Source organism: Streptomyces sp. DSM 106670 (assembly GCF_055792845.1).
In genome coordinates, this window is sequence record NZ_CM147704.1 from 7956949 (window position 1) to 7979288 (window position 22340).

General features: G+C 72.0%; 24 protein-coding genes and 1 pseudogene. 8 read left to right on the top strand and 17 right to left on the bottom strand.

All coding sequences use genetic code 11. The annotated features are described in order from the left end of the window. Positions 1–103 precede the first annotated feature (103 nt). From ACSMXR_RS35015 to ACSMXR_RS35025, 3 genes are all read left to right on the top strand, one after another. On the top strand, positions 104–661 hold the full coding sequence (locus ACSMXR_RS35015) for a nitrobindin family protein (RefSeq protein ID WP_473170775.1): 558 nt from the start codon (positions 104–106) through the stop codon (positions 659–661). Between the two features lie 86 nt (positions 662–747). Beyond that, the gene (locus tag ACSMXR_RS35020) at positions 748–1176 is read left to right on the top strand and encodes a DUF4190 domain-containing protein (protein WP_218523647.1); all 429 of its coding nucleotides are present in this window, start codon (positions 748–750) and stop codon (positions 1174–1176) included. A 52-nt stretch (positions 1177–1228) separates the two neighbouring features. Then, entirely contained in the window at positions 1229–1615 is a 387-nt protein-coding gene (locus tag ACSMXR_RS35025; RefSeq protein WP_364883112.1) for a VOC family protein, read from the top strand. On the opposite strand, the gene ACSMXR_RS35030 is transcribed toward ACSMXR_RS35025, so the two are convergent. Further along, positions 1603–2484, bottom strand: a complete 882-nt coding sequence (locus tag ACSMXR_RS35030) for an NmrA family NAD(P)-binding protein (RefSeq protein WP_473170776.1) — start codon at positions 2482–2484, stop codon at positions 1603–1605. The two genes, ACSMXR_RS35025 and ACSMXR_RS35030, sit on opposite strands and share 13 nt — an antisense overlap. Before the next feature lie 89 nt (positions 2485–2573). Here ACSMXR_RS35030 and ACSMXR_RS35035 point away from each other — a divergent pair, with 89 nt between their 5' ends. Both ACSMXR_RS35035 and ACSMXR_RS35040 read left to right on the top strand, forming a co-directional pair. Next, complete coding sequence (locus ACSMXR_RS35035; protein ID WP_473170777.1) at positions 2574–3167, top strand: TetR/AcrR family transcriptional regulator; 594 nt, start codon at positions 2574–2576, stop codon at positions 3165–3167. Positions 3168–3335: 168 nt separating this feature from the next. Further along, on the top strand, positions 3336–3413 hold the full coding sequence (locus ACSMXR_RS35040; RefSeq protein ID WP_370454205.1) for a 50S ribosomal protein bL37: 78 nt from the start codon (positions 3336–3338) through the stop codon (positions 3411–3413). A 117-nt stretch (positions 3414–3530) separates the two neighbouring features. Here the strand turns inward: ACSMXR_RS35040 and ACSMXR_RS35045 are convergent, their stop codons facing one another. From ACSMXR_RS35045 to ACSMXR_RS35080, 8 genes are all read right to left on the bottom strand, one after another. Next, positions 3531–4469 (bottom strand): carbohydrate kinase family protein, encoded by a 939-nt coding sequence (locus ACSMXR_RS35045; RefSeq protein WP_364883103.1) that lies wholly within the window; start codon positions 4467–4469, stop codon positions 3531–3533. Further along, on the bottom strand, positions 4466–5455 hold the full coding sequence (locus ACSMXR_RS35050; protein ID WP_137233210.1) for a zinc-dependent alcohol dehydrogenase family protein: 990 nt from the start codon (positions 5453–5455) through the stop codon (positions 4466–4468). The genes ACSMXR_RS35045 and ACSMXR_RS35050 overlap by 4 nt, the downstream gene beginning before the upstream one ends. After that, on the bottom strand, positions 5452–6339 hold the full coding sequence (locus ACSMXR_RS35055; RefSeq protein ID WP_137233209.1) for a carbohydrate ABC transporter permease: 888 nt from the start codon (positions 6337–6339) through the stop codon (positions 5452–5454). Before ACSMXR_RS35055 ends, ACSMXR_RS35050 begins: the two co-directional genes overlap by 4 nt. Beyond that, complete coding sequence (locus tag ACSMXR_RS35060; protein ID WP_103508498.1) at positions 6336–7301, bottom strand: carbohydrate ABC transporter permease; 966 nt, start codon at positions 7299–7301, stop codon at positions 6336–6338. Before ACSMXR_RS35060 ends, ACSMXR_RS35055 begins: the two co-directional genes overlap by 4 nt. After that, the gene (locus ACSMXR_RS35065; protein ID WP_137233207.1) at positions 7298–8665 is read right to left on the bottom strand and encodes an ABC transporter substrate-binding protein; all 1368 of its coding nucleotides are present in this window, start codon (positions 8663–8665) and stop codon (positions 7298–7300) included. The genes ACSMXR_RS35060 and ACSMXR_RS35065 overlap by 4 nt, the downstream gene beginning before the upstream one ends. A gap of 141 nt (positions 8666–8806) precedes the next feature. Then, positions 8807–9568, bottom strand: a complete 762-nt coding sequence (locus ACSMXR_RS35070) for a DeoR/GlpR family DNA-binding transcription regulator (protein ID WP_030632474.1) — start codon at positions 9566–9568, stop codon at positions 8807–8809. Between the two features lie 383 nt (positions 9569–9951). Beyond that, positions 9952–10851, bottom strand: coding sequence for a TIGR03620 family F420-dependent LLM class oxidoreductase (locus tag ACSMXR_RS35075; protein WP_218523642.1), 900 nt, complete (start codon positions 10849–10851; stop codon positions 9952–9954). Between the two features lie 82 nt (positions 10852–10933). Continuing rightward, positions 10934–12136, bottom strand: a complete 1203-nt coding sequence (locus ACSMXR_RS35080; RefSeq protein ID WP_473170778.1) for an erythromycin esterase family protein — start codon at positions 12134–12136, stop codon at positions 10934–10936. 59 nt (positions 12137–12195) lie between these two features. Between ACSMXR_RS35080 and ACSMXR_RS35085 the strand changes: the two genes are divergently transcribed. Beyond that, complete coding sequence (locus ACSMXR_RS35085; protein WP_381908685.1) at positions 12196–12990, top strand: TioE family transcriptional regulator; 795 nt, start codon at positions 12196–12198, stop codon at positions 12988–12990. Here the strand turns inward: ACSMXR_RS35085 and ACSMXR_RS35090 are convergent. From ACSMXR_RS35090 to ACSMXR_RS35100, 3 genes are all read right to left on the bottom strand, one after another. Further along, entirely contained in the window at positions 12918–14576 is a 1659-nt protein-coding gene (locus ACSMXR_RS35090) for an acyl-CoA dehydrogenase family protein (RefSeq protein ID WP_473170779.1), read from the bottom strand. The genes ACSMXR_RS35085 and ACSMXR_RS35090 overlap by 73 nt on opposite strands. Positions 14577–14640: 64 nt before the next feature. Continuing rightward, positions 14641–15252: a TetR/AcrR family transcriptional regulator gene (locus ACSMXR_RS35095; RefSeq protein ID WP_473170780.1), complete on the bottom strand. Its 612-nt coding sequence runs from the start codon at positions 15250–15252 to the stop codon at positions 14641–14643. Positions 15253–15295: 43 nt separating this feature from the next. Then, entirely contained in the window at positions 15296–15805 is a 510-nt protein-coding gene (locus ACSMXR_RS35100) for a MarR family winged helix-turn-helix transcriptional regulator (protein ID WP_473170781.1), read from the bottom strand. A gap of 128 nt (positions 15806–15933) precedes the next feature. On the opposite strand from ACSMXR_RS35100, the gene ACSMXR_RS35105 reads away from it, so the two are divergent. Next, positions 15934–16359 (top strand): Rid family hydrolase, encoded by a 426-nt coding sequence (locus ACSMXR_RS35105; RefSeq protein ID WP_137233200.1) that lies wholly within the window; start codon positions 15934–15936, stop codon positions 16357–16359. A gap of 63 nt (positions 16360–16422) precedes the next feature. On the opposite strand, the gene ACSMXR_RS35110 is transcribed toward ACSMXR_RS35105, so the two are convergent. Beyond that, positions 16423–17082, bottom strand: coding sequence for an MSMEG_1061 family FMN-dependent PPOX-type flavoprotein (locus ACSMXR_RS35110; protein ID WP_137233199.1), 660 nt, complete (start codon positions 17080–17082; stop codon positions 16423–16425). A 93-nt stretch (positions 17083–17175) separates the two neighbouring features. Continuing rightward, positions 17176–17559 carry a VOC family protein gene (locus tag ACSMXR_RS35115; protein ID WP_218523635.1) on the bottom strand — a complete coding sequence of 128 codons (384 nt, stop codon included), beginning with the start codon at positions 17557–17559 and terminating at the stop codon, positions 17176–17178. A gap of 189 nt (positions 17560–17748) precedes the next feature. Between ACSMXR_RS35115 and ACSMXR_RS35120 the strand changes: the two genes are divergently transcribed. Continuing rightward, a complete protein-coding gene (locus ACSMXR_RS35120) occupies positions 17749–18864 on the top strand; it encodes a hypothetical protein (protein ID WP_473170782.1) in 1116 nt (371 codons plus the stop codon). On the opposite strand, the gene ACSMXR_RS35125 is transcribed toward ACSMXR_RS35120, so the two are convergent. From ACSMXR_RS35125 to ACSMXR_RS35135, 3 genes and pseudogenes are all read right to left on the bottom strand, one after another. Then, a complete protein-coding gene (locus ACSMXR_RS35125; protein WP_381908673.1) occupies positions 18819–20066 on the bottom strand; it encodes a metallophosphoesterase in 1248 nt (415 codons plus the stop codon). The genes ACSMXR_RS35120 and ACSMXR_RS35125 overlap by 46 nt on opposite strands. Further along, positions 20063–21631 carry a sensor histidine kinase gene (locus ACSMXR_RS35130; protein WP_473170783.1) on the bottom strand — a complete coding sequence of 523 codons (1569 nt, stop codon included), beginning with the start codon at positions 21629–21631 and terminating at the stop codon, positions 20063–20065. Before ACSMXR_RS35130 ends, ACSMXR_RS35125 begins: the two co-directional genes overlap by 4 nt. Next, positions 21618–22297 (bottom strand): annotated as a pseudogene (locus ACSMXR_RS35135) (response regulator transcription factor). Before ACSMXR_RS35135 ends, ACSMXR_RS35130 begins: the two are co-directional and overlap by 14 nt. Positions 22298–22340: the final 43 nt, after the last annotated feature.

The window sequence follows — 22340 nt, forward strand, 5'->3', positions numbered from 1 at the left end:
CGGCAGCCCCGCACACCCGTGCGGGGCTGCCGTCGTCACCCGCTCCGACCCCCTAGGCTGCGACTCCGAGCCGGCCCGACCCGACCCAGGAGCGCACACCCTCATGCACGACCCCGTCCGTCAACTCCCCTTCCCCGACGCCCTCCGCCCGGACGCGTCCCCCGCACCGCATCCGCTGCTCGCCCCGGTGACCGGATACCTCGGCACCTGGCGGGGCACGGGCCGCGGCGGGTATCCGACGCTGGAGGCGGAGTTCACGTATGCGCAGGAAGTCACCTTCAGCCACGACGGACGGCCCTTCCTCGCGTACGAGGCGCGGGCCTGGCTGCTCGACGCCGACGGGCAACCCCTGCGGCCGTCCGCCCGGGAGAGCGGCTGGTGGCGGCTGCAGCCGGACGGCCGGGTGGAGGCCCTGATCACCCAGCCCACCGGCATCGCGGAGATCTCGTCGGGCCACGCCCGCGACGGCGTCGTCGATCTCACCACCGAGCAGGTGTCGCTCGCCCCCACCGCCAAGGAGGTCGAGGCCACCCGCCGCCGCTACACGCTGACGGACCGGGACACGCTCGCCTTCGTCCACGATCTCGCCGCGATCGGCCTGCCGTTGCAGCACCACCTCTCGGCCGAGCTCCACCGGGAAGCCCCTGGCCAGCGCATTTAGTTGCCGGAGCGTGACCAAAGCGGCGATTGGCGGCCGCCGCGCGGGGCAGGTGCACGGGAAGCCAGGAGAACAGGAGCACCATCCCGATGTCCCTTCCCTCGTACCCGGATCCCTCGTACCCGGGGCAGCCCGCGGCCGGTCAGGACCCCTACGGCAGCCAGGCGCCCGCACGGACGAACGGCTTCGCGGTCGCCGCGCTCGTCCTGGGCCTCGTCGCCTGCCTGCTCTTCTGGACCGTGCTGGGCGGGCTGCTCCTCGGTCTGCTCGCCATCGTCTTCGGCATCGTCGCCGCGCTCCGCACCCGCCAGGGCCGCGCGCCGCGCCGGACGATGGCGATAGTCGGGGCCGTGTTCGGGGCGCTCGGGCTCATCGGGTCCGCGGTCGTCCTCGTGGTGGCCATCTCCGTGTTCGACTCCGAGGAGTTCAAGAACTTCGAGGACTGTGTGGACCGGGCCAGTGGCCAGGCGGCCGAGAACCGGTGCACGGACGACTTCATCGACGAACTGAGCAACTGACGGACCCGGGAACCCGCCCCGCGGGCCCGGTCCGACGGCGTACGCTCGGCCCATGGTGCACGTACTGGGCAGCAGGATTCTGCTGCACCCCACCGACCCCGAGCGTTCCCGCGCCTTCTACGGCGAGGCCCTGGGCCTCGCCGTCTACCGGGAGTTCGGCACGGGCCCCGAGCGCGGCACGGTCTACTTCCTCGGCGGCGGGTTCCTGGAGGTCTCCGGCCGGAGCGAGGAGCCGCCCTCCCCGGCCGTGCGGATCTGGCTCCAGGTCGACGACGCCGAGGCCGCCCACGAGGAACTGCGGGCGAAGGGCGTGAGCGTCCTGCGGCCGCCGAAACGTGAGCCCTGGGGGCTGGTCGAGATGTGGATCGAGGATCCCGACGGGGTGCGGATCGCGGTCGTCGAGGTGCCGGACGACCATCCGCTGCGCTACCGGCCCTGAGCGACGGCCCCGTCCGTCAACGGCCGCAACTCCCGTGCCACGAACGTGTCGAAGTCGCCCGGCGGCCGCCCGGTGACGCGCAGCACGGTGTCGGTGACCCGGTCCTCGGCCCCCTCGGCGATGGTGCGGTCCAGTCCGGCGAGCAGCTCCGCGAACGGGACGGGTATCCCGGAGGCGGCGAGCCGGTCGCGCATCGCCCCGTGCCCCAGGCGCTCATGGACCACCGGCCGTCCGGTGCCCCGGCCGACGGCCGCCGCGACCTCGTCGTAACTCAGCGCCTGGGGCCCGGTGATGACCAGGTCGGTGTCGGGGGACCGCTCGTCGGTGAGGGCGTGCACGGCGACGGCGGCGATGTCCTCCGCGTCCACGAACCGGACCCGCCCGTCGCCCGTGGCCGTCCTTATGACCCCGGCCTCGCGGATGCTGAGCGCGTGCAGATGGGCGCCGGTGAAGTTCTGCATGAACCAGGACGGCCGCAGCACCGCCCACGCGCCGAAGAGGTCCGGCAGGGCCTGGTGGACGAGGCCGGTCGCGGGCCCGCCGGAGGGGATCGCGGAGGAGCTGAGCAGCACCGCGCGGCCCACACCGGCGTCGCGGGCCCGCTCCAGGAAGGGCAGCATCGGCCCGGCGGGCTCCGGGTGGCCGACCGGCGGCACCAGATAGACCCGGTCCACTCCGGTCAGCGCCGGGCCGTGGCTCGTGGGGTCCTCCCAGTCGAAGCGGACCTCCTCGGCGCCGGGGACCGCGCGGGCGGTCCGGGAGGCGGCGCGCACCCGGTGGCCCGCGGCGGAGAGCCGGGCGGCGACGCGGCTTCCGGTGGTGCCGGTCGCGCCGATGACCAGGGTCGCGGGGGCTGAGTCGGGGTTCATGGAGGCTCCGTCACCTAGAATGTGGACCCTGGGTCCGTTTCATGCCCGACGATACGGACCGCTGGTCCGTTTTGCAATCGAGGAGCGCCATGACCGCCCGCACACCCCGCAAGGACGCCGTCCGCAACCGTGCGGCCGTCCTCGCCGCGGCCGATGAGCTCTTCGCCCGCAGCGAGAGCCCCGCGACCATCACGATGGCCGACATCGCGGCGGCGGCCGGCGTCGGCAAGGCGACCCTCTTCCGCGGCTTCGGCGACCGCACCGGGCTGATCCGGGAGCTGTTCGCCACCCGCCTCGAACCGGTCAGGGCCGCCGTCGAGGACGGCCCCCCGCCGCTCGGCCCCGCCACCCCGCCGCACCGGCGGATCCCCGCCCTGCTCGATGCCGTCCTGTGCCTCAAGCTCGACAACCGTCATCTCGCCCTCGCCCTGGAGGACACCGGCGACGCGGGGCCCTACCGGGCCGAGCACTACGAACGCTGGCACCGCGTCCTGCGGGACATGCTGGAGCGGATCGACGGCCTCGCCGACAGCGCGTTCGCCGCCCACGCCCTGCTGGCGGCCACCCGCGCGGATCTCGTCGAACACCTGGTCGCTGAGCAGGGCATGTCGCACGAGGAGATCCGCGCCCACCTGGCGCGGTACACCGCCCGGGTGATCGGAGCCGGCGCGCCCGACGCCTGACCGGCACACTCCGCACACCTGTCCACACCCGCCCGCCGCGCACCGCCGGTTGCATGCGCACCAGGTGTTTGCCACGGTGTCCCTGGGCAGGCGTCCCGGTGATCTCCGGGCCGTGCCGCCCGGTGACCGCCCGCTACGGAAGCACACCGCAGAGAGAAGGAGGGGTCGATGTCCTCGAAGCGACGTCGTAAGAAGAAGGCCCGCCGGAAGAACGGCGCGAACCACGGCAAGCGTCCGCAGAGCTGAGACGACGCCGCGGCCCCACCGGGCGGAGGAGCCCGGTGGGGCCGCGGCGTTTCCGTGGGCCGGGGGAGGGCCGTGCGGAACTCGGGTCCCGATGGTGATGCCCGACCAGCGCCGGGTTCACACCCCAAGCGGTGCCGTGGGTTCCGTTCCCGCCCTGGCGCAGACCGACGCCGCCGTCCCGACCGCGTACTCCAGCATCGCCTTCGTCCGCCCGGCGGACAGCGCCGGATCCCACCCGGCCTCCGCCCCGAGCCAGGTCAGCATCCCCGCCATGAACGCGTCGCCCGCGCCGATGGTGTTCACCACCCGCACCGGCAGGGCGGGGACCGAGACCGCCGGGGCGTCATGGACGTACGCGGTCGCGCCCCGCGCCCCCCGTGTCATCACCACCAGCCGCCCCTGCCCGGCCAGCCTGCGGCAGCTCTCCTCCGGGGCCGCGTCCGGCCACAGCCGCACCAGGTCCTCGTCGCTCGCCTTCACGACCTGCGCCAGCGAGCACAGCTCGCGCAGCCGCTCCAGGCTCCGCACCGGATCGAGCGTCCGGTCCTCACGCACATTCGGGTCCACCACGAGCAGCCCCGCGCGGGAGGCAGCCCGCGCGGTCGCGGCCACGACGCCGGCCGCCGGCTCCACCACCGCGGCGAGCCCGCCCACGTACACCGCGCCGAAGCGCGCCGCCTCCGGCGCCCGGTCCGGCAGCCGGAAGGTCGCCGTGTCCCGGAGATGGAAGTGGTACGTGTTCCCGTGATCGCCCAGGTCGGCCACCGCGAGCGCCGTGGGCAGCGCCGGCCGGGCGCTCAGCGAGAGGTCGACGCCCGCACCGGACAGCCACGCCTCGATACGGCGCCCGAAGGCGTCGTCGCCGAGCCCGCCCACGAAGGACGGCCGCCCGCCGAGCCGGGCCAGGCCCACCGCGACGTTCGCGGGCGCGCCGCCCGGCTGGGCCGACAGCACCCCGGAGTCACCGCCGGCCGGGACCAGATCCACCAGCGCCTCGCCCAGCACGAGGACGGCGCCGGGGTCCGGAGCGGCGTCCGGGAGCGCGGACTCCGTCACGGCTCCACCACGATCTTGCGGCCGATGCCCGCCTGGAAGCGCTCGATCGCCTGCGGGTACTGCTCCAGCGGCAGCCGGTCGCTGATGAACACCGACGCGTCCAGCACCCCGCTCGCGAAGAGCGCGGCGGCCCGCTCGTAACTGTGCAGGACCGCCATCGAGCCGGTGATGGTGATCTCCTGGTTGTAGATCCGGTACGGCTCGATCACCGCCGTCGTCGCGTAGTCGGCGACCCCGAACTGGAGGAACGTACCGCCCTTGGCGACCCTCCCCAGACCGTCCTGGATCGCCCCGGCGTTGCCCGTCGCGTCGATGACCACGTCCCAGCCGCCCGGACGGTCCAGCTCCTCGGCACGGGCCGCCGCACCGGTGCAGCCGAGCGTCGTCGCGGTGGCCAGCCGCTGGGCGTTGACGTCCAGCACGTCCACCGACGCGGCGCCGGTGCGCTTGGCCAGCTCCAGCATCATCAGCCCCATGGTCCCGGACCCGTAGATCAGCACCTGGGCCCCGAGATTGCCGTTGAGGACGTCGTAGCCGCGCACCGCGCAGGACAACGGCTCGATCAGCGCCGCGTCCCGGACGTCGATGTGCTCCGGCAGGCGTACGCAGTTGGCGACCGGCGCCACCGCGAACTCCGCCGCGCCGCCGGGCACCGTGACACCGATCGCCGCCCAGTTGTCACAGAGGTTGCCCCGGCCCGAACGGCAGTATCGGCACTCGTGACAGTGCAGCGAGGGGTCCACGGCCACCTTGTCGCCGATGGACAGCTCGGTGACGTCCTTGCCCAGGCCCACGATCTCCCCGGCGAACTCGTGCCCCGGGACGATCGGCAGGGTCGGCGCGAACTCGCCCTGGAGGATGTGGAGATCGGTGCCGCACAGACCGCACGAGGCGACCTTGACGACCACGTCGCGGGGGCCGGGCGTGGGGTCCGCGACGGTGGTCACGGAGACCTTGCCGACGGATTCGACGATGGCTGCCCTCATTTGACTGCTCCCAGCGAGAGGCCCTGGACGAGTTTGTCCTGGGCGGCGTAGCCGGCGACGAGCACCGGCAGGGACACGACCACGGACGCCGCGCACAGCTGGGCGAGGAAGAGACCCTGGCTGGTGACGAAGGTGGTCAGATGGACGGGTGCGGTACCGGCGACCACGCCGGTCAGCACCCGTGCGAACAGCAGCTCGTTCCAGCTGAAGATGAAGCAGATCAGGGCGGTCGCGGCGATCCCGGGACCGGCGACCGGGGCGACCACCCGGCGCAGCACGGTCGGCAGCCGGGCCCCGTCGACCTGCGCCGCCTCGATGATGGAGACGGGGACGTCGGCGAGGAAGGACTGCATCATCCACACCGCGATCGGCAGGTTCATCGAGGTGTAGAGCAGGACCAGCAGCCAGATGTTGTCCAGCAGGCCGGTGTTCTTCGCGAACAGGTACACCGGCAGCAGTCCGGCGACCACCGGGAGCATCTTGGTGGACAGGAAGAAGAACATCACGTCCGTCCACTTGCGCACCCGTCGGATGGACAGCGCGTACGCGGCCGGAAGCGCGAGCAGCAGCACCAGCACGGTCGAGAAGAACGAGGCCGCCAGCGAGTTGACCAGCGGGGGCCACGGCGTCGGGCCGCCTCCGCCGCCGAAGAACGTGCGGTAGCCGTCCAGCGTCAGCGCGGCGGCGAGCGAGGGCGGGTTGGTCGCCGCGTCGGCCTCCGCGTGGAAGGACGTCAGCACCATCCACAGCGCGGGCAGACAGAAGCCGATCCCCACCACCCAGGCGACCACGCCCAGGGCGGCCGAGCGCCGACGCGCCTTGCGCGTGGTGGCGTCGGCGGAAGCGGCGGATGCGGACACGGATGTCGCGGTCGAGACGCTCATGCGCGGCTCGCCTCCTCACGGAAGAGGGAGGAGACCACCCGGAGCGCGAAGGTGGCGATGATGATCGTGCCGATCACCACGACCACACCCGCGGCGGACGCCAGCCCGTACTCATGGGCCCGGTAGAAGGTCTCGTAGACGGTGTACGGGAGGTTGGCGGTGCCGAGACCGCCGGAGGTGATCGTGAACACCGCGTCGAAGTTCTGCACGATGTACACCGACCCGAGCAGGATGCCCAGTTCGAGGTAGCGGCGCAGATGCGGCAGGGTCAGATAGCGGAATATCTGCCAGGGCCCGGCCCCGTCCAGCCGCGCCGCCTCCATGATCTCGGCCGGCCGGCTCTGCAGCCCGGCCAGCAGGATCAGCATCATGAACGGCGTCCACTGCCACACCAGCGACGCCTCGATGGCGATCAGCGGCATCTCGGTGGTCCACTCGGGCTGCACCATGGACTCGATGCCGAACAGCTCGCCGAACCAGGTGAGCGCCCCGTTGAACAGCCCGTACTCCGGGTTGTAGAGCGCGTGCTTCCACAGCAGCGCGGCGGAGACCGGCACCAGCAGGAACGGGGTGATCAGCAGGGTGCGGACGAATCCCCGGCCGAAGAAGGTGCGGTCCAGCAGCAGGGCGAAGACGAGCCCCAGCACGACGCTGACGATCACGACGGACGCGGTCAGGACGACGGTCGTCACGACCGATTCGCGCAACGCCTCGTCGGTGAAGACCGATGCGTAGTTGGACAACCCGGTGAAGTGGCGCTTCTCCGGCTTGAGGGAGTTCCAGTCGAAGAGCGAGATCACCAGGGTCGCCACGAAGGGCAGCTGGGTGACGGCGATCAGGAAGATCAGCGCGGGCAGCAGGGGAGCGCGGGTCGCCCAGGCGCGCCGACGGTTCCCGGCGCCCGGCTTCTTCGCCGGAGCCTGCGGTGAGGCCGTGGTCTCTCTGGTTGCGGTGACGGTCATCGGTACTCCTCCGCGACCTTCTCGGCCAGCTTCTGGGAGGCGGCGAGCGCGGCGTCCACCGACTGGCGGCCCGCGATGGCGGCGCTGATCTCCTGCGCCACCCGGGTGCCCAGATCGGTGAACTCCGGTACGCCGACGAACTGGATGCCCGCCGTCGGGCGGGGCTGGGTGCCCGGGTTCTTCGGATCGGCCTCGGAGATGGCCCGCTCGGTCACGTCGGCGAACGCGCCGGCCTCCGCCCGGTAGTCCGGGTTGGCGTAGGTGGAGGCCCGTTTGCCGGCGGGCACGTTGGACCAGCCACTGGTGGCCCCGACGAGCTCCTCGTACTCCTTGCTGGAGGCCCAGGAGACGAACTTCCAGGCGTCGTCGGACTTCTTGGACGCCTTCTGCAGCCCCCAGGCCCAGGTGTAGAGCCAGCCGGAGCTGTCGGTCCGCTCGACGGGGGCGGGGACGTAACCGATCTTCCCCTTCACCGGGGAGCCCTTCGCCTCCAGGGAACCGGCGCCCGCGGTGGCGTCGTACCACATGGCGGTCTTGCCCTGCGTCATGTTGTTCAGGCACTCGGCGTAGCCGGACTGCGGCGCGCCGAGCTCACCGTGCTTGCGCACCAGGTCGACATAGAACTTCGTCGCCTTCTTGAACTCAGGTGCGGTCAGGCGCGGTTCCCAGTCCTCGGTGAACCAGGTGCCGCCCATCGTGTTGACGACGGTGGTCAGCGGGGCGATGACCTCGCCCCAGCCCGGGAGACCGCGCAGGCAGATGCCCTTCATCCCGCGCTCCGCCCCGTCCGTCTGCTCGGCGAGCTCGGCCACCTGCTCCCAGGTCGGCTTCTCGGGCATCGTGAGGCCCTGCTCCTCGAAGACGTCCTTGCGGTACATCAGGAAGGACGACTCCCCGTAGAACGGCTGGGCGTAGAGCTTGCCGTCCTCGGCGGTCAGCGAGTCCTGGAGCGGTTGAAGGATGTCCTCCTGATCGAAGGCGGTGTCGGCCTTCGCGTAGTCGTCGAGGGGGTGGAGCCAGCCGTTCTTCGCGAAGAACGGCAGCTCGAAGTTGCTGATGGTGGCGATGTCGTACTGACCGGCCTGGTTGGAGAAGTCCTGGCTGATCTTGTCGCGTACGTCGTTCTCGGGCAGCACCGTGAAGTGGACCTTGATGCCGGTCTCCTTCGTGAAGTGCTTCGCCGTCAGCTTCTGCAACTCGACCATCTGCGGGTTGTTCACCATCAGTACGTTCAGCGCGTCACCGCCGCCGAAGGAGGTCCCGCCCGCTCCGGCACAGCCGGTGGCGAGCAGGGCCAGGGCGGCGGTCACGGCACAGGTCCGACCGCGCATACGTGGTCGGCGGCGGCGTCCTGGATGAGGCATGGGGGCTCCTGATCAGTCGTAGCGGCTCGGTGATCGGGTCGTTGAGGGCATGGCGAGCCAGGCCCCGGCGGGTGGGGTGGAGCGGTGGTTTGGGGAGCGGCTGCGGGAGCCGTGCGGTGGCGGTACCGGCGGGGGGCCCGGTCAGACGCGGATGACCTGGGGGCCCAGGAGGGAGTAGCGCTGGGCCTCGGCCGAGGGGAGCCCGGCGTCGGTGACGATCGCTTCGAAGTCACCGACCCCGGCGAACCGGCAGAAGCTCACCGCCCCGAACTTGCTGTGGATCCCGGCGAAGATCCGCCGCCGCGAACTCCGCAGCGCCTGCGCCTTCACCTCGGCGACGGCGGGGTCCGGGGTGGTGAGGCCGTACTCGCGGGAGATGCCGTTGGCCCCGAGATACGCCAGGTCGATGACGAAGTCCGCGAGCATCCGGGAGGCCCAGTGGTCGACGGTCGCCATCGTCGAGCCGCGCACCCGGCCGCCCAGCAGCAGCACCGAGGTCTTCTCCGCCCCGGCGAGGGAGGTGGCGACGGCCAGGGAAGCGGTGACCACGGTCAGCGGCCGGTTCTGGGGAAGCGCCTCGGCCACCAGCTGCGGGGTGAAGCCCTCGTCGACGAAGACCGTCTCGGCGTCGCCGAGCAGATCGGCGGCGGCGGCCGCGATCCGCGACTTCTGCGGAACGTTACGGGTGGTGCGGACGGCGAGCGTGGTCTCGAAACCGGCCGACTCCACCGGGTAGGCGCCGCCGTGGGTCCGCCGGACGAGCCCGTGCTCCTCCAGCACGTGCAGATCGCGACGGACGGTCTCCTTGGCCACCTTGAACAGGTCCGCGAGGGCGTTCACCCCGACCGACCCCTCCCGCCGGGCCGTGTCCAGAATTCCCCGCCGGCGTTCCTCGGTGTCCACGGCGCACTTCCCTGGTCGCTGCTGGGCCCGTTACGGGCAGGGCCCGCTTGTCCGTTCGGGCTCATGTGTCGTTTGTACAAGCAGTACCGGGGCCACGAACAGCCGCTTCACCAGATCCGCTCGGTCCGTTCATGCCCGTTTCCGTGAATACGGCGGTGCTGGTCAGGGCCGGTGCGGCCGTTGATCCGGTCGCCCGGGACGCCCGTTTTCCCGTGATCGATGCCCGAATGGCGCCCGAAGCGCGGAGGCGCGGCCTCCGCGGTGCCGGGAAGAGGCACGGGAAGGCCGGCTCACGAGGCGCGGGAAGACCGGGCCCGAGGTCGGCGAGGACCAGCCGCTCGGGACGACGGGTGCGACGTGTCGACAGGTGGGGCTCGGGTGCGTCAGAGCCCGTCGCCGAACGCCTCGGCCAGCTCACGCCATGCGGCCCGCGGCAGCCCCGCCCCGCCCTCCTCGGCGGTGAGCACCTGCAACGCGACATGGTCCGCACCCGCGTCGAGGTACTCCTGGGTCCGGCGCCTCACCTGCTCGGCGTCGCCCAGCGCGAAGAGGGCGTCGAGCAGGCGGACGCTGCCGCCGCCGTCGAAGTCGCCCTCCGTGAACCCCAGGCGCAACAGGTTGTCGGTGTAGTTGGGCAGTTGGAGATACATCCCCAGCATCGTCCGCGCGGTGGTGCGGGCCCGATCGAGGTCGGTGTCCAGCACCACGGTCAGCTCCGGGGCGAGCAGCGCGTCGGGGCCGAGCGCCTCGCGGGCCTCCGCGGTGTGCTCGGTGGTGACGAGATAGGGGTGCGCCCCCAGCGACCGGCCGGCCGCGAGCTTCAGCATCTTCGGCCCGAGAGCCGCCAGGACCCGATGTCCGGAGCCCACGGACGGTTCGGCGGCGTCGAGCGCGTCGAGGTAGGCCACCATCGCGCTGTACGGCTTCGCGTACTGCGGCACCATCGGTCCGTGGCTGACGCCCAGACCGAGGACGAACCGGCGACGTGCCTCCGGATCGATCGCCGCGACCCCGGCCGCCACCTCCTCGGCCGTGTGGTTCCAGATGCTCAGGATGCCGGTGGCCACCGTGAGCGTACGGGTGGCGGCCACGACGGCGGCGGCGTCCCCGGGCGTCGGACTGCCCCCGATCCACACGGTGCCGTACCCCAGCCCTTCGAGCTCGGCGAGCGCCTCGGTGATCGCGCCCCTGCCCGCGTCGTCCACCCGCGAAGGGTGCAGGGCGCCGCTCCAGATCCCCACGCGTCCGAAAGCCCTGCCCGTACCGGAAGTCTCAGAAGTCATGGTGTGATCAACAACGGTCCGGGCCGACTATTCCTGCCCGGCCGGGATTCACCCGGCCGGGTGTGCGGATCCTGCGCGCTCCTCAGCCCTCCGGGACGTCCTTCATGAACACCACGCCGTCGATACGGGCCAGATGCGCCGGGTCGAGAGGCGCGTAGCCGAAGTACGGGGAGGTGCGCCGCACGGGGCCCGTCGCGGCGAGGGCGGCGGCCAGCTCGGAGGCGCCCAGCAGACCGGCCTCCTCGGGGAGCGCGTACAGAGCCCCTTCGAGGGTGTCCGGCGGCGGGACGTCGACCCCTTGGTGCCGCATCGTGCCGAAGGCGGTGGCCAGAAAGCCGTACTCCTCGCCCAGGCGGGCGTCGACGATGGAGCCCGCGCTCCACCACTCCAGCCGCCGGCCGCCCATCCGCATCGAGCTCATGTCCCGCTGGAGATGGGCGTTGTGGGCGTGCACCAGGACCGGCCCCCGCTCGGCGAGCGCGAGGAGATTGTCGGCCATCATCTGATCCCGCAGGCCCGTCAGCCGTGACAGCCGGCTCGGCGAGGTGTCGGCCATCCAGAAGTGGTAGCGCAGCAGACCCGAGGCGGACCGTGCGTACAGGCGCGCCCGGTCGAACGCGTCCCGCGAGGTCTGTGCGATCAGCCGCGGGGTCCACGCGTCGAGCAGCGCGCCCAGATCATCGGCGAGCAGCCGCAGTTCCCCGGCCTCGGCCGACCGCCCGAACGACGCGGACGGATCCAGCATCGCCGCCGGGTCGGTCCACCGGTCGTCGGCGCCGAGCAGGCGGTCGAGCGTCTCGGCGGTGCAGGGGAGCAGATCGGGGTCCACATGGTCCGCGAGACAGCGGTGCAGCCGGGTGAGGGCCTGCCGGGGGCTCGCGGCGTACGCCATCTCCAGCGGGCCGTCGAAACCGGCGAAGCGAAGCCGGTCGGAGGAGGGCCGGCCGTCGTTGAACGCACGCATCCAGCGCACCAGTTCACGATTGGCCGTGGATGCCCCGAGACCATGGCTGAAGCCCCGCTCCAGCACCTCCTCCGGCGAACCCGCGCCCGTCGTCACATGGTCGTCCACCAGCAGCCCCGCGACGCAGTCGCTCTCGATGGCGATGGTCCGGTAGCCCTCCCGCTCGACGAGCTGCCGGAAGAGCGCGTTGCGCAGCCGGAGCGGAGCGTCCACCCCGTGAGTGGGCTCGCCCAGGGCCAGCATCCGGGGCGGGGAGGCGAACAGCTCCATGACGGCGGCCGCGTCTACGGCGTGGGCGATGTCCCTGATGTCGTTGGCCATGGCTTCAACCGTATCGTTGAACCCTCGGTTGAAACTTTTCCGCGATAGCGTCAGGGATCATGCGGCACAACCTTCAAACCACGGAACGCCTCAGGCCCGTCGACCTGGCCCGCCGGCACGGGTTGTCGACGCAGGCCGTCAGGAACTACGAGGAGGCGGGCATCCTCCCGGCCGCCGGACGTACGCCCCACGGCTACCGCACCTACACACCGCTGCACGCGCACGCCCTCGACGCGTTCGTCGCACTGATCCCCGGCCATGGGCACGGGGGCGCGACGTCGATCATGCGGGCGGTGAACCGCGACGAGCCGGAGGAGGCGTTCCGTATCGTCGACGAGAGCCACGCCCAGCTCCTGGAGGACCGGCGGACGCTGCACGCCGTCGAGAAGGCCCTCCGGGACCTGGCACCCGGCGCCGTGCCCGCACCTGACGAGGCATCGGGCCCCGGCGACATGTTCGTGGGGCCGCTGGCGGGCAGGCTGGGCATCAGGCCCGCCACCCTCCGGAAGTGGGAGCGTGCCGGTCTCGTGGCCCCGCGCCGCGACCCGCGGACCGGGTACCGGGTGTACGACGCGACCGACGTACGGGACGCGGGCCTGGCCCACCAACTCAGGCGGGGCGGCTACCGGCTGGAGCAGATCGCCCCGCTGATCGCCCAGGTGCGGGCGGCCGGCGGCCTGGAACCGCTGGCGGCCGCCCTGGGCGACTGGCACGCCCGGCTGACCGCCCGGGGACGCGCGATGCTGGCCGGGGCCGCCGAGCTGGACGCCTACCTCCGCCGTCAGGCCGGCAGCCGCCCCAGCAGCGCCGCGAAGTCCGTGCCCGCGGGAAGCGTGCCGAAGGCGAGCCCCTGATCCCCGGCGAGGCGGGAGGCGCAGAACGCGTCGGCCACCGCCCCCGGTGCGTGGCGCACCAGAAGGGAGCCCTGGAGCACGAGAGCGGCCCGTTCGACGACCCGGCGGGCCCGGAGCTGCGCGTCCTGCGGGCGCGCCAGCTCGTCCCGCAGCTCCCGCCAGGCCGCGTCCAGACGCGCGTCCGTCCCGGCCGCCGCCTCGATCTCGGCGTGGAAGGCCGCGACGGACTCGGGCTCACGCGTCAACGCCCGCAGCATGTCCAGGGCGTTGACATTGCCCGAGCCCTCCCAGATGCCGTTGAGCGGGGCCTCGCGGTACAGCCGCGGCATGCCGGACGCCTCGTCGTATCCATTGCCGCCGAGGCACTCCAGGGCCTCGGCGACCGCGACGGGCTGCCGCTTGCACACCCAGTACTTCCCGACGGCGGTGGCCAGGCGCAGGAAGGCACGTTCCCCGCCGTCGCCCCGGTGCGCACGGTCGGCGGCGCCCGCCAGCCGCAGGGCCAGGGTCGTGGCGGCCTCGGACTCCAGGGCCAGGTCCGCCAGAACATTGCGCATCAGGGGCTGGTCGATCAGCTTGGCGCCGAACACCGAGCGGTGGCGAGCGTGATGGGCCGCCTGCGCCAGCGCGGCACGGATGCCCGCGGCGGAACCGAGGACGCAGTCGAGCCGGGTCATCGTCACCATGTCGATGATGGTCCGCACCCCCTTGCCCTCGTCACCGACGAGCCAGGCGACGGTGTCGTCGAACTCGGGCTCGCTGGAGGCGTTCGAGCGGTTTCCGAGCTTGTCCTTGAGCCGCTGGATGCGGAAGGTGTTACGGCTCCCGTCCGGCAGCACGCGCGGCACCAGGAAGCACGACAGTCCGCCGGGCGACTGGGCGAGCACCAGGAAGAGGTCGTTCATCGGGGCGCTGGTGAACCACTTGTGCCCGCGCAGCCGCCAGGTGCCGTCGGCCTGCTCGACGGCGGTCGTGGTGTTGGCCCGCACATCGGTGCCGCCCTGCTTCTCCGTCATGCCCATACCGGCGAGCAGACCCTGCTTGGCGGTGGGGGTGCGCAGGCCGGGCTCGTACACCCGGCTGGTCAGCAGCGGTTCGTACACCTTGGCGAGGTCGGGGGAGCGGCGCAGCGCCGGGACGACGGCGTACGTCATCGAGACCGGGCACAGGTGTCCCTGCTCCAGCGTCGTGGCCAGCATGAAGCCGCCGGCGCGGGCGACATGGGCCCCGGGGCGCGTGTCGGCCCAGGCGGAGCCCGCTAGACCCGCGCCCACCGACGCGCTCATCAGGGAGTGGTAGGCGGGGTGGAACTCGACCTCGTCGACCCGGTGGCCGAAACGGTCATGGGTGCGCAGCTCCGGCTCGTGGCGGTTGGCCTGGTCGGCCCAGCGCTGGGCCTCCTCGCTGCCGACGTAGCGGCCGAAACGGTGCAGCTCGTCGATGTGCCACTCCGCGCCCTCGCGGCGTACCCCTTCGAGCAGCACCGCGTCGTCGGCGGCGTCGTGCCCGGTGAGCGGCGGTGGCTGATTCGTCACCTCGTGCGTCACGGCGGTGGGGTGGCTGCGCGGTGCGTCGGACGTGGGCATCGGATCTCCTCCGGGAGGCGGGGTGGCGGCGGGGTGCACGGGGGCAGGACGGCGACGGCCCTGGTCAGGGGCGCGCGCCCGCGCCCGCGCACCGCAGGGCCAGGGCGGTGAGGCGGTCGATGAGCCGGTCGGTGTCCTGCGCGGCCGAGGCGCTCAGCGGGTACACCAGGACCTCGCCGATGGCGCCGGTGAGCGCGGCGGCGGTGCTCTCCGCGTCCTGGCCGGGCAGCAGCTCCGCGGAGATCCCCTCGTCGATCACCGCGGCGAACAGCGCACGGTAGCGGCGCCGGAAGGCGAGACGCTCCGCGCCGACCGCCGGTTCGGCGGGCGCCGCGAGCAGCGCGTACGCCAGGCCGGGGTTCTCCAGGGCGCGGCGGGCGAACACCTCCACCCCCAGGCGCAGCCGCCCGACCGGGTCGCCGTCGCCCTCCAGCACCTCACCCAGCACGTCCACCTCGCGCTGTGCGGCGCGCCGGAACACCTCCACGGCGAGCGCGGACTTGGACGCGAAGTGCTGGTAGACGGAGCCGGCGGCGATCCCGGCGGCGTCGGCGACGGCCGTCACGGAGGCCTGCGCCCAGCCGACGTCCGCCACGACCTCGGTGGCGCGGACGACGAGATGTTCCCGGGCGGCTTCGAGGCGACGCACCTCGGCCGGTGTCTTGCGGTAGGCCATGAAAGAAGTGAACCATCATTCAGAGCTTCCCGCCATGCCCGCTTCAGCCGAAGTCGTCCGGGACGATGCGCAGCTTCTCGGCGATGCGGACGAGGGCCTTCTGGTCGGTCGTGTTGAGCGAGTCGAGGACGGTACGGCGTACGGCGCGCAGGTGGGTGGGTGCTGCCAGGCGCACGATGTCGAAACCGGCGTCGGTGAGTGCGGCGAGGGTGTACCGGCCGTCGGCGGGGTCCGGGGTCCGTACGACCCAGCCACGCTGTTCGCAGCGCTTGATGACGTTGGACAGCCGGGAGAGCGACCCGCTGGCGAGAAAAGCGAGCTCACCCATCCGCAGCTTGCGCCCCGGCGCCTCGGAGAGATGGCTGAGTACGAGGTACTCGAACAGGGTGAGACCGTGCTCCTGCCGCAGCGGCGACTCCAGCTTGCCGGGCAGCAGCAGGACCAGGGAGATCAGCCCCGTCCACGCCGCCTTCTCCTGCTCGTCGAGCCACCGCAGCTCCTCGTCGTCCTCGTGCCCGTTCGTACCGCTCATGGGCCCTCCCGTGCTGCTCATGGACCTTTCCATCCCTTCGGCGAAGCCCGCCATCACTTTGCGCTTGAAGTCATTGCTTGCTAGTCTCACTTTACGCGTGAAGTCATATGAGGGGAAACGCGCCCCCACGGCCAGGAAGAGGAATCATCATGAGCACCGTCACCTTCGGCATCGTTCCGGGCTTCGGCGAGAAGCTGCACGCCGCCCTCGGCTACAGCGGGGCCGTCCGCGTCGACGACCGGGTCGAGATCTCCGGCCAGGCAGGCGTGGACGACGACCTGAACATCCCCGACTCGCTGGAGGACGAGATCGTCCAGGCCTTCGACAACGTGGAGCGCACGCTCGCCACGGTCGGCGCCACCTGGAAGGACGTCATCCACGTCAACTCGTACCACAAGGTCGCACCGGGGGATGACGTCATCGGCGACGACCACAACGCGGTCATGGCGGAGCAGTTCCGCCGTCGCCTGGACGGCCGCGCGCCGATCTGGACCGAGACCGGAGTGACGGTCCTCGGCCTCGCCGCCATGCGCGTGGAGATCCGCGTCACCGCTATCGTCGGCTCCGGGAACTGAACCGCGACGCTTCGCGACAGGGCGCGGTCGCACGTCGGCACCATGCGATCGCCGGCCGACCCGCTACTCGTACCGGTACTTCAGCGAATCCGCCTCCGTCTGCTCGATGTCGGCGATCGTCAGCTCCGGGTTCCGCAGCTGGGTCAGCGTCACCTCCGCCGAGGTCGGCTGGGCGTCCGCCGGCAGCCACTGCTCCGGCTTCCACGCCGCGCTGCGCAGGAGCGACTTGGGGCAGTGCGGGTAGACCTCCTCGATGCCCAGCACCAGCGCACTGGCCGGCGGCTTGCCCACGGCGGTCAGCTGGGACAGCAGCTCCGGCCGGGTGGAGACACAGGCCCGGCCGTTCACCCTGAGCGTCGTGGTGCGCCCCGGGATGACGAACAGCAGCCCGGCCCGTCCGGTGGCGATGACGTTCTGCAGGGTGTCCAGACGCTTGTTGCCGGTCGCGTCCGGTATGGCCACCGTCCGCGCGTCCAGGACGGAGACGAACCCGGCAGGTCCGCCCCGGGGGGAGACGTCACAGTTGCCCTCGGCGTCCGCGCTGGCGACCAGGACCAGTGACGAGCATCCGATCAACTGCCGGGTCTGATCGGTGAGCTCGGTCGTCTGCTTGCGCAACGCCGCGTCTCTGGGGAGCTCGTAGGCGCGTCGCAGTGTTTCCTGGTCGGACACGGCGTCGAGACGGAGGGAGTCGAAGGCGGTGCCGGTAAGGGGTGGTGTCATGCCCCGACCCTAATAGGCCCGGCTGCCCGCCTTCCGGTGCTCCGGTGTCCTGATCGATTGACGGAGGCCGAGGCCGAGGGCGGCACGTGCGCGTCAGGAATGCATGGCCGCACGGTCGGACTCGCTGCGCAGAACGCAGAATTCGTTTCCTTCGGGATCAGCGAGAATCGCCCAGCCCGAGCCGTCGGGATTCCGGTGATCGGCGACGAAGGCCGCACCGAGCTCCAGCAGCCTCTCCACCTCCCGGTCGCGCGTGGTGTCGGGGCGCAGGCACAGATGGATCCGGTTCTTGACCGTCTTGGCCTCGGGCACCTGGTTGAAGTGCAGCACCGGTCCCTCCGCCAGCAGCACCTGGGTCTCCCGGCTGCCGGGACCGTCCTCCGGGTGCAGCGGACGACCTGTCACACCGCTCCAGAACCGCGCCAGCTCGTAGGCGTTCGCACAGTCGATGGCCACGTTCTGCAGTACCGAGATCATGCGCGCGAGCCTCCCCGATTCCCCCGCGGGACGCAACCGGGTTGCCCCCTCCTCGACGAGCGAGGTCAGCTCCCGACGACACCGTCGTTCCTCCCCCGCGCGAGGGAGGCGGATGGTCTTCGCGGGGGATGCGGCAGGTGTGGCGGCGGCGGGAATCTTGAGTCCCAACACGCGGAACCGGAGGTCACGGTGGCTGTTCCCACGACATGGCGGACCTGCGCGGGCTCCGGCCCGCCGTTACGGGACACGGGGTGGGCGGTGTGGTCGCGGCGCTGGCCCGCGTGGGCGCCGCACGCCGCCGCGGTGTGGGGCGTGGTGTTCGCCGCGGTCCAGGTCGTATGGGCCGCGTCGGGCGCCACCGTGCTCTGGTCGCCGGATGTCGCGTACGCGCCGGCGGTCCAGCTTCTGCTGGCGGCCATCGCCGTGCTGGCCGCCGTGGCCTGCCTGGCCACCACCCGGACGCTTGCCGGGCGTGGCCGAACGCTGGTGGCGGCGGCGCTGACCCTGGCGGTCCCGGCCGCTGTGACGGGGATGGCCAGTCTGCCGGCGCACTTCGTGATGCTGGTGTCGTTCTCCGGGGTGGACAGCGTCACCGGCCTGGCGCACGACCTGTTGAGCGCGGTGGGCGCCGCGCTTCTCATCCTCGTCGCACTGTCGTACCGCCGACGGCTGCGAGGCCGATGCCCCCGGTGCGGACAGGAGCACTCGGGAGGATTCGACGGTCCGCTCGCCCACCCCGCCCCTTCCGTCGCGTCGAAGCGCACGCGCGTCACGGTCCACCTGCTCTTGTTCGGGCTTGTCCCGTGGGCCGGGGTCAAGACCGTCTGGACCCTCGGTGGCGATGCGATCGGCGTCACGGCCCAAGGATGGCGGGAGGCGAACGCAGGCGAGTCGGGGGTGGCGAAGGCCCTCGCGACGGTGGGCATCGATGTCACCGTGCTGGCCGCGCTGGCCGCGATCTTCCTGTCGCTGGGACTGCTGTACCGGTGGGGGCAGGTGTTCCCCCGATGGACCCCGGTCCTCTCCGGACGGCGCGTCCCCCGCCTGCTGCCCCTGCTGCCGGCGTGGCTGAGCTCCGTCGGCCTGTCGGCGTACGGGGTCTGCCTGCTGTTCTACGCCTCGCTCAGCGCCGCCGGTGTACTGCCGAGGCTGAAACCGTCGGGGGTGTTCACCACCGGTTCCGGGGTCACCTGGATGGTCGCCTTCGGCGGTCTCGCCTTCGCCGGCCTGGGCTTCGGCCTCATAGCGGCCGCCCGCTCCTACTCCGCCCGCACCCGTCCCGTCTGTGCTTCCCCGTCGGCCTGACGGGGCGAGCGGAGCACGAGCAGGGTGATCTCGCTGGGGGCGAAGACACGGAACGGCGGGCCCCAGAAGCCGGTGCCGCGACTGGTGTAGAGGAGGGTGCGGGCGCCGTGGCGGCTGAGGCCGGCAAGGGCCGGCTGGTCGATGCGGACCAGGTGGTGGAAGGGCCAGATCTGGCCGCCGTGGGTATGACCGGAGAGCTGGAGGTCGATGCCGTCGGCTGCCGCCCGGTCGACGAACTTGGGCTGGTGCGCCAGGAGCAGGACGGGCAGGTCGGGGTCGGCGCCGCTCAGGGCACCGGCGAGGTGGGCGCCATGGCCTGCCAGACCGGAGGACTCGGCGGTGACGTCGTCGACGCCGGCGACCACCAGGGTGTCGCCTCCGCGTTCGAGCAGCAGATGCCGGTTGCGCAGCGGCTCCCAGCCCAGCTCGCCCATCAGATCGACCCAGCCCTGGGCCTCGCTGTAGTACTCGTGGTTGCCGGTGACGTACACACGGGCCCGGGTGGCCTGCACGGTACCGAGCGGGACGGCCTGGGCGCGGCGGCGTTCGGCCGTGCCGTCCGCGATGTCGCCGGTGTGGCAGACCAGGTCGGCCTCCAGTGTGTTCACCGTCTCGCACACCCGCGCCGACCACCGAGCCCGATCGAGCGGGCCGTAGTGGGTGTCGGTGATCAGGACGACGCGGAGGCCGTCCAACCCCGCGCCCAGGCGCGGGAGTCGCACATCGAGTCGGCGCACACGTGGTACGCGACGGGCCTCGGCGTATCCCCAGGCGAGCAGGGCGGCGGACACACCGAGGACGGCCCAGGTGACGATGCGGGCCCGGTCCTGGCTCTCGCCGACTCCGGCCACGGTCAGGACCAGACGCAGGAGGACCCCGAACAACACGGACCAGGTGAACAGCACCCAACAGGCGCCCAGCAGGGTGTCACCGATGATCGCCGCCGCGTCCTGCTGACGCCGGCCGTGGCCGCGCGCCATCGCGAGCGGCATACCGACAAGGCCGAGGACGAACAGGGCGGTGCCGGCCACGGTGACGGCCGACGGCCAGTGCTGGCCGCCGTACAGGAGTACCCAGCAGGGCACGGTCCAGAGCAGGACGGGGGCGATCAGGGGGATGTAGCGCATCAGGCGGCGCAGTCGGTTCTGCCGCGATGCTTCCGCTGCACCCGCGGCGGGCTGAGTGTCGCTCGTGTCGGTCACCGTTCGCCTGTCCCCTCCTCGGCCGGGCTGACGTCTGGCGCACTGTATCCGGTCGCCCCAGGACCGGTGTCCACGGGGGAGTCCGGCTGCCGGTGGGACGGAAGGAGTAGCCGGAAGCACGCTCCGCGGTCCGAGGGGACGAGGTCGAGGGTGCCTCGGTGGCGATGGGCGAGTTCGCGGGCGATGGCGAGGCCCAGGCCGGTGCCCCCCTGGTCACGGGAGCGGGCGTCGTCACGGCGGACGAAGCGTTCGAAGATGCGCTCGGCGTCCTCGGCGGGCACGCCCGGCCCGTCGTCGTGCACGGACAGGACGACCTGCTCGTCCTGGTTCCGGACGGTGACCCGGACGCGGTTCGCGGCGTGGCGAGCGGCGTTGTCGAGGAGGTTGCGCAGCAGCCGCTCGTAATCGCCGGACCCGCCGTGCACGTGTGCGGGTCCGGAGGCTTCCGCGATGAGTGCCACCGGCCGGTCCGGCTGCTCGTACTCCGCGACGAGTCGGCGGACGAGGGCGGCCAGGTCGGTGGACCCGTCGGCGGTCGTCGGTGCGTGGGCGTCGAGGCGGGCGAGGAGCAGCAGATCCTCGGCGAGGGTCTGAAGGCGTTCGGTCTGCCGTGCGGCGGTGGCGACCGCTCCGGGCCAGTCGGTGCGTTCGGGATAGGCGAGCGCCACTTCCAGACTGGCCAGCAGAGTGGTGAGGGGGCTGCGCAGTTCGTGTGCGGCGTCCGCGACGAAGCGTCGTTGCTGCGCGGCGGCCTCGTCGAGACGTTGCAGGGTGGTGTTGATGGTGGCGGCCAGGGCGCTGATCTCGTGCCCCGTGGCGGGCACGGTGACGCGCTCTCTGGGGTCGTTCGCGGTGACCGAGGCGGTGACCACGCGGATCGCTTCGACCGGCCGCAGCGCGATGCGTACGGTGAAGTAGGTGACGGCGGAGATCAGTACGAGGCTCACGAGCCCGGCCCGCAGCAGCAGGAGGTCCATGTTGTGGGTGATCGCCTCGGCGGTGTGGGGGAGCACCACCACATGGACCCGCAGGGTGGCATCCGCGTCGACTCCCAGAGCGGCGGCTTCGGCACCGCTCAGCTCACCGGCCCAGATGTCGGTGTAGAGGACCGGGTAGGTCCGGCCGGCCATGTCGAAGCTGCCCGCGGGATCGTCGTCGCCGCGCTCCGGAATGCGCATGTCGATGGTCGTGTAGGACCAGCCCGGACCGGTGTCAGCGGGTTCGGAGAGCGGGGGCGGGGCGGGCAGCACGGGGCGGGCGCCCGGGGCGAAGACGTCCATTCCTCCGCCGGCGGCGACAGCCGTACCGCGGCCGGTCGCGACGACCTCGTACGGCACCGCGCTTCTCCTGCTGGGAATCACGCCCTCACGCAGTTGGTCGGCGAGCGCGAGCAGCGGGTCCCGGGCCTGGTCCTGGGCGATCTGCGTGCTCTGCCGGTAGACGTCGTGGTGCAGCCACCAGCCGATGGCGACCAGGATGACGGCGGCGGTCGAGGCGACGGCCACGGCGGTACGGGCGCGTACGGACCGGGGCCACCAGCGGCGTCGCGGCTCAGCCGTGTTCACGGTCGTCGACCAGACGGTAACCGATGCCCCGTACGGTCTGCAGGGACTGCCGGCCGAACGCCGCGTCCACCTTCTTGCGCAGAACGCTGACGCGCGCCTCCACCAGATTCGGGTCCAGGGCGTCATCGGGCCACGCGTGGTACAGCAGATCCGCCTTGGAGACCGCCTGGCCCGCCCGGCGGGCCAGCAGCTCCAGCACCGAGAACTCCCTGGGGGTGAGGTCCACCCGCGCCCCGGCCGGCGGCAGACCCGGGCGGCGACATCCAGCGAGAGGTCGCCCACGGCGAGGACGGGCGGGGCGACGGCGGCGGCCCGCCTGACCAGGGCCCGCAGCCGTGCGACCAGCACCGGGTACGAGAAGGGCTTGGCCAGGTAGTCGTCGGCACCCGTGTCCAGGGCCTCCGCCTGGTCCCACTCCCCGTCCTTGGCGGTGAGCACCAGGATCGGGGTCCCGTTGCCCTCGCGGCGCAGCTGGGCGCAGACCTTGTAGCCGTTGAGGCCGGGCAGCATCAGGTCCAGGACGACCACGGCGTACTCACCGCTCCTGGCCATCCACAGCCCGTGCCGGCCGTCATGGGCGAGATCGACGCTGTAGCCCTCGGCGGTCAGACCGGTGTGCAGGGTCCGGGCAAGGTCCACCTCGTCTTCGACCACCAGGATGCGCATGCCGTGCAGCCTCGCACAGTGCAGGCGGCGGTTCCTGATCGGC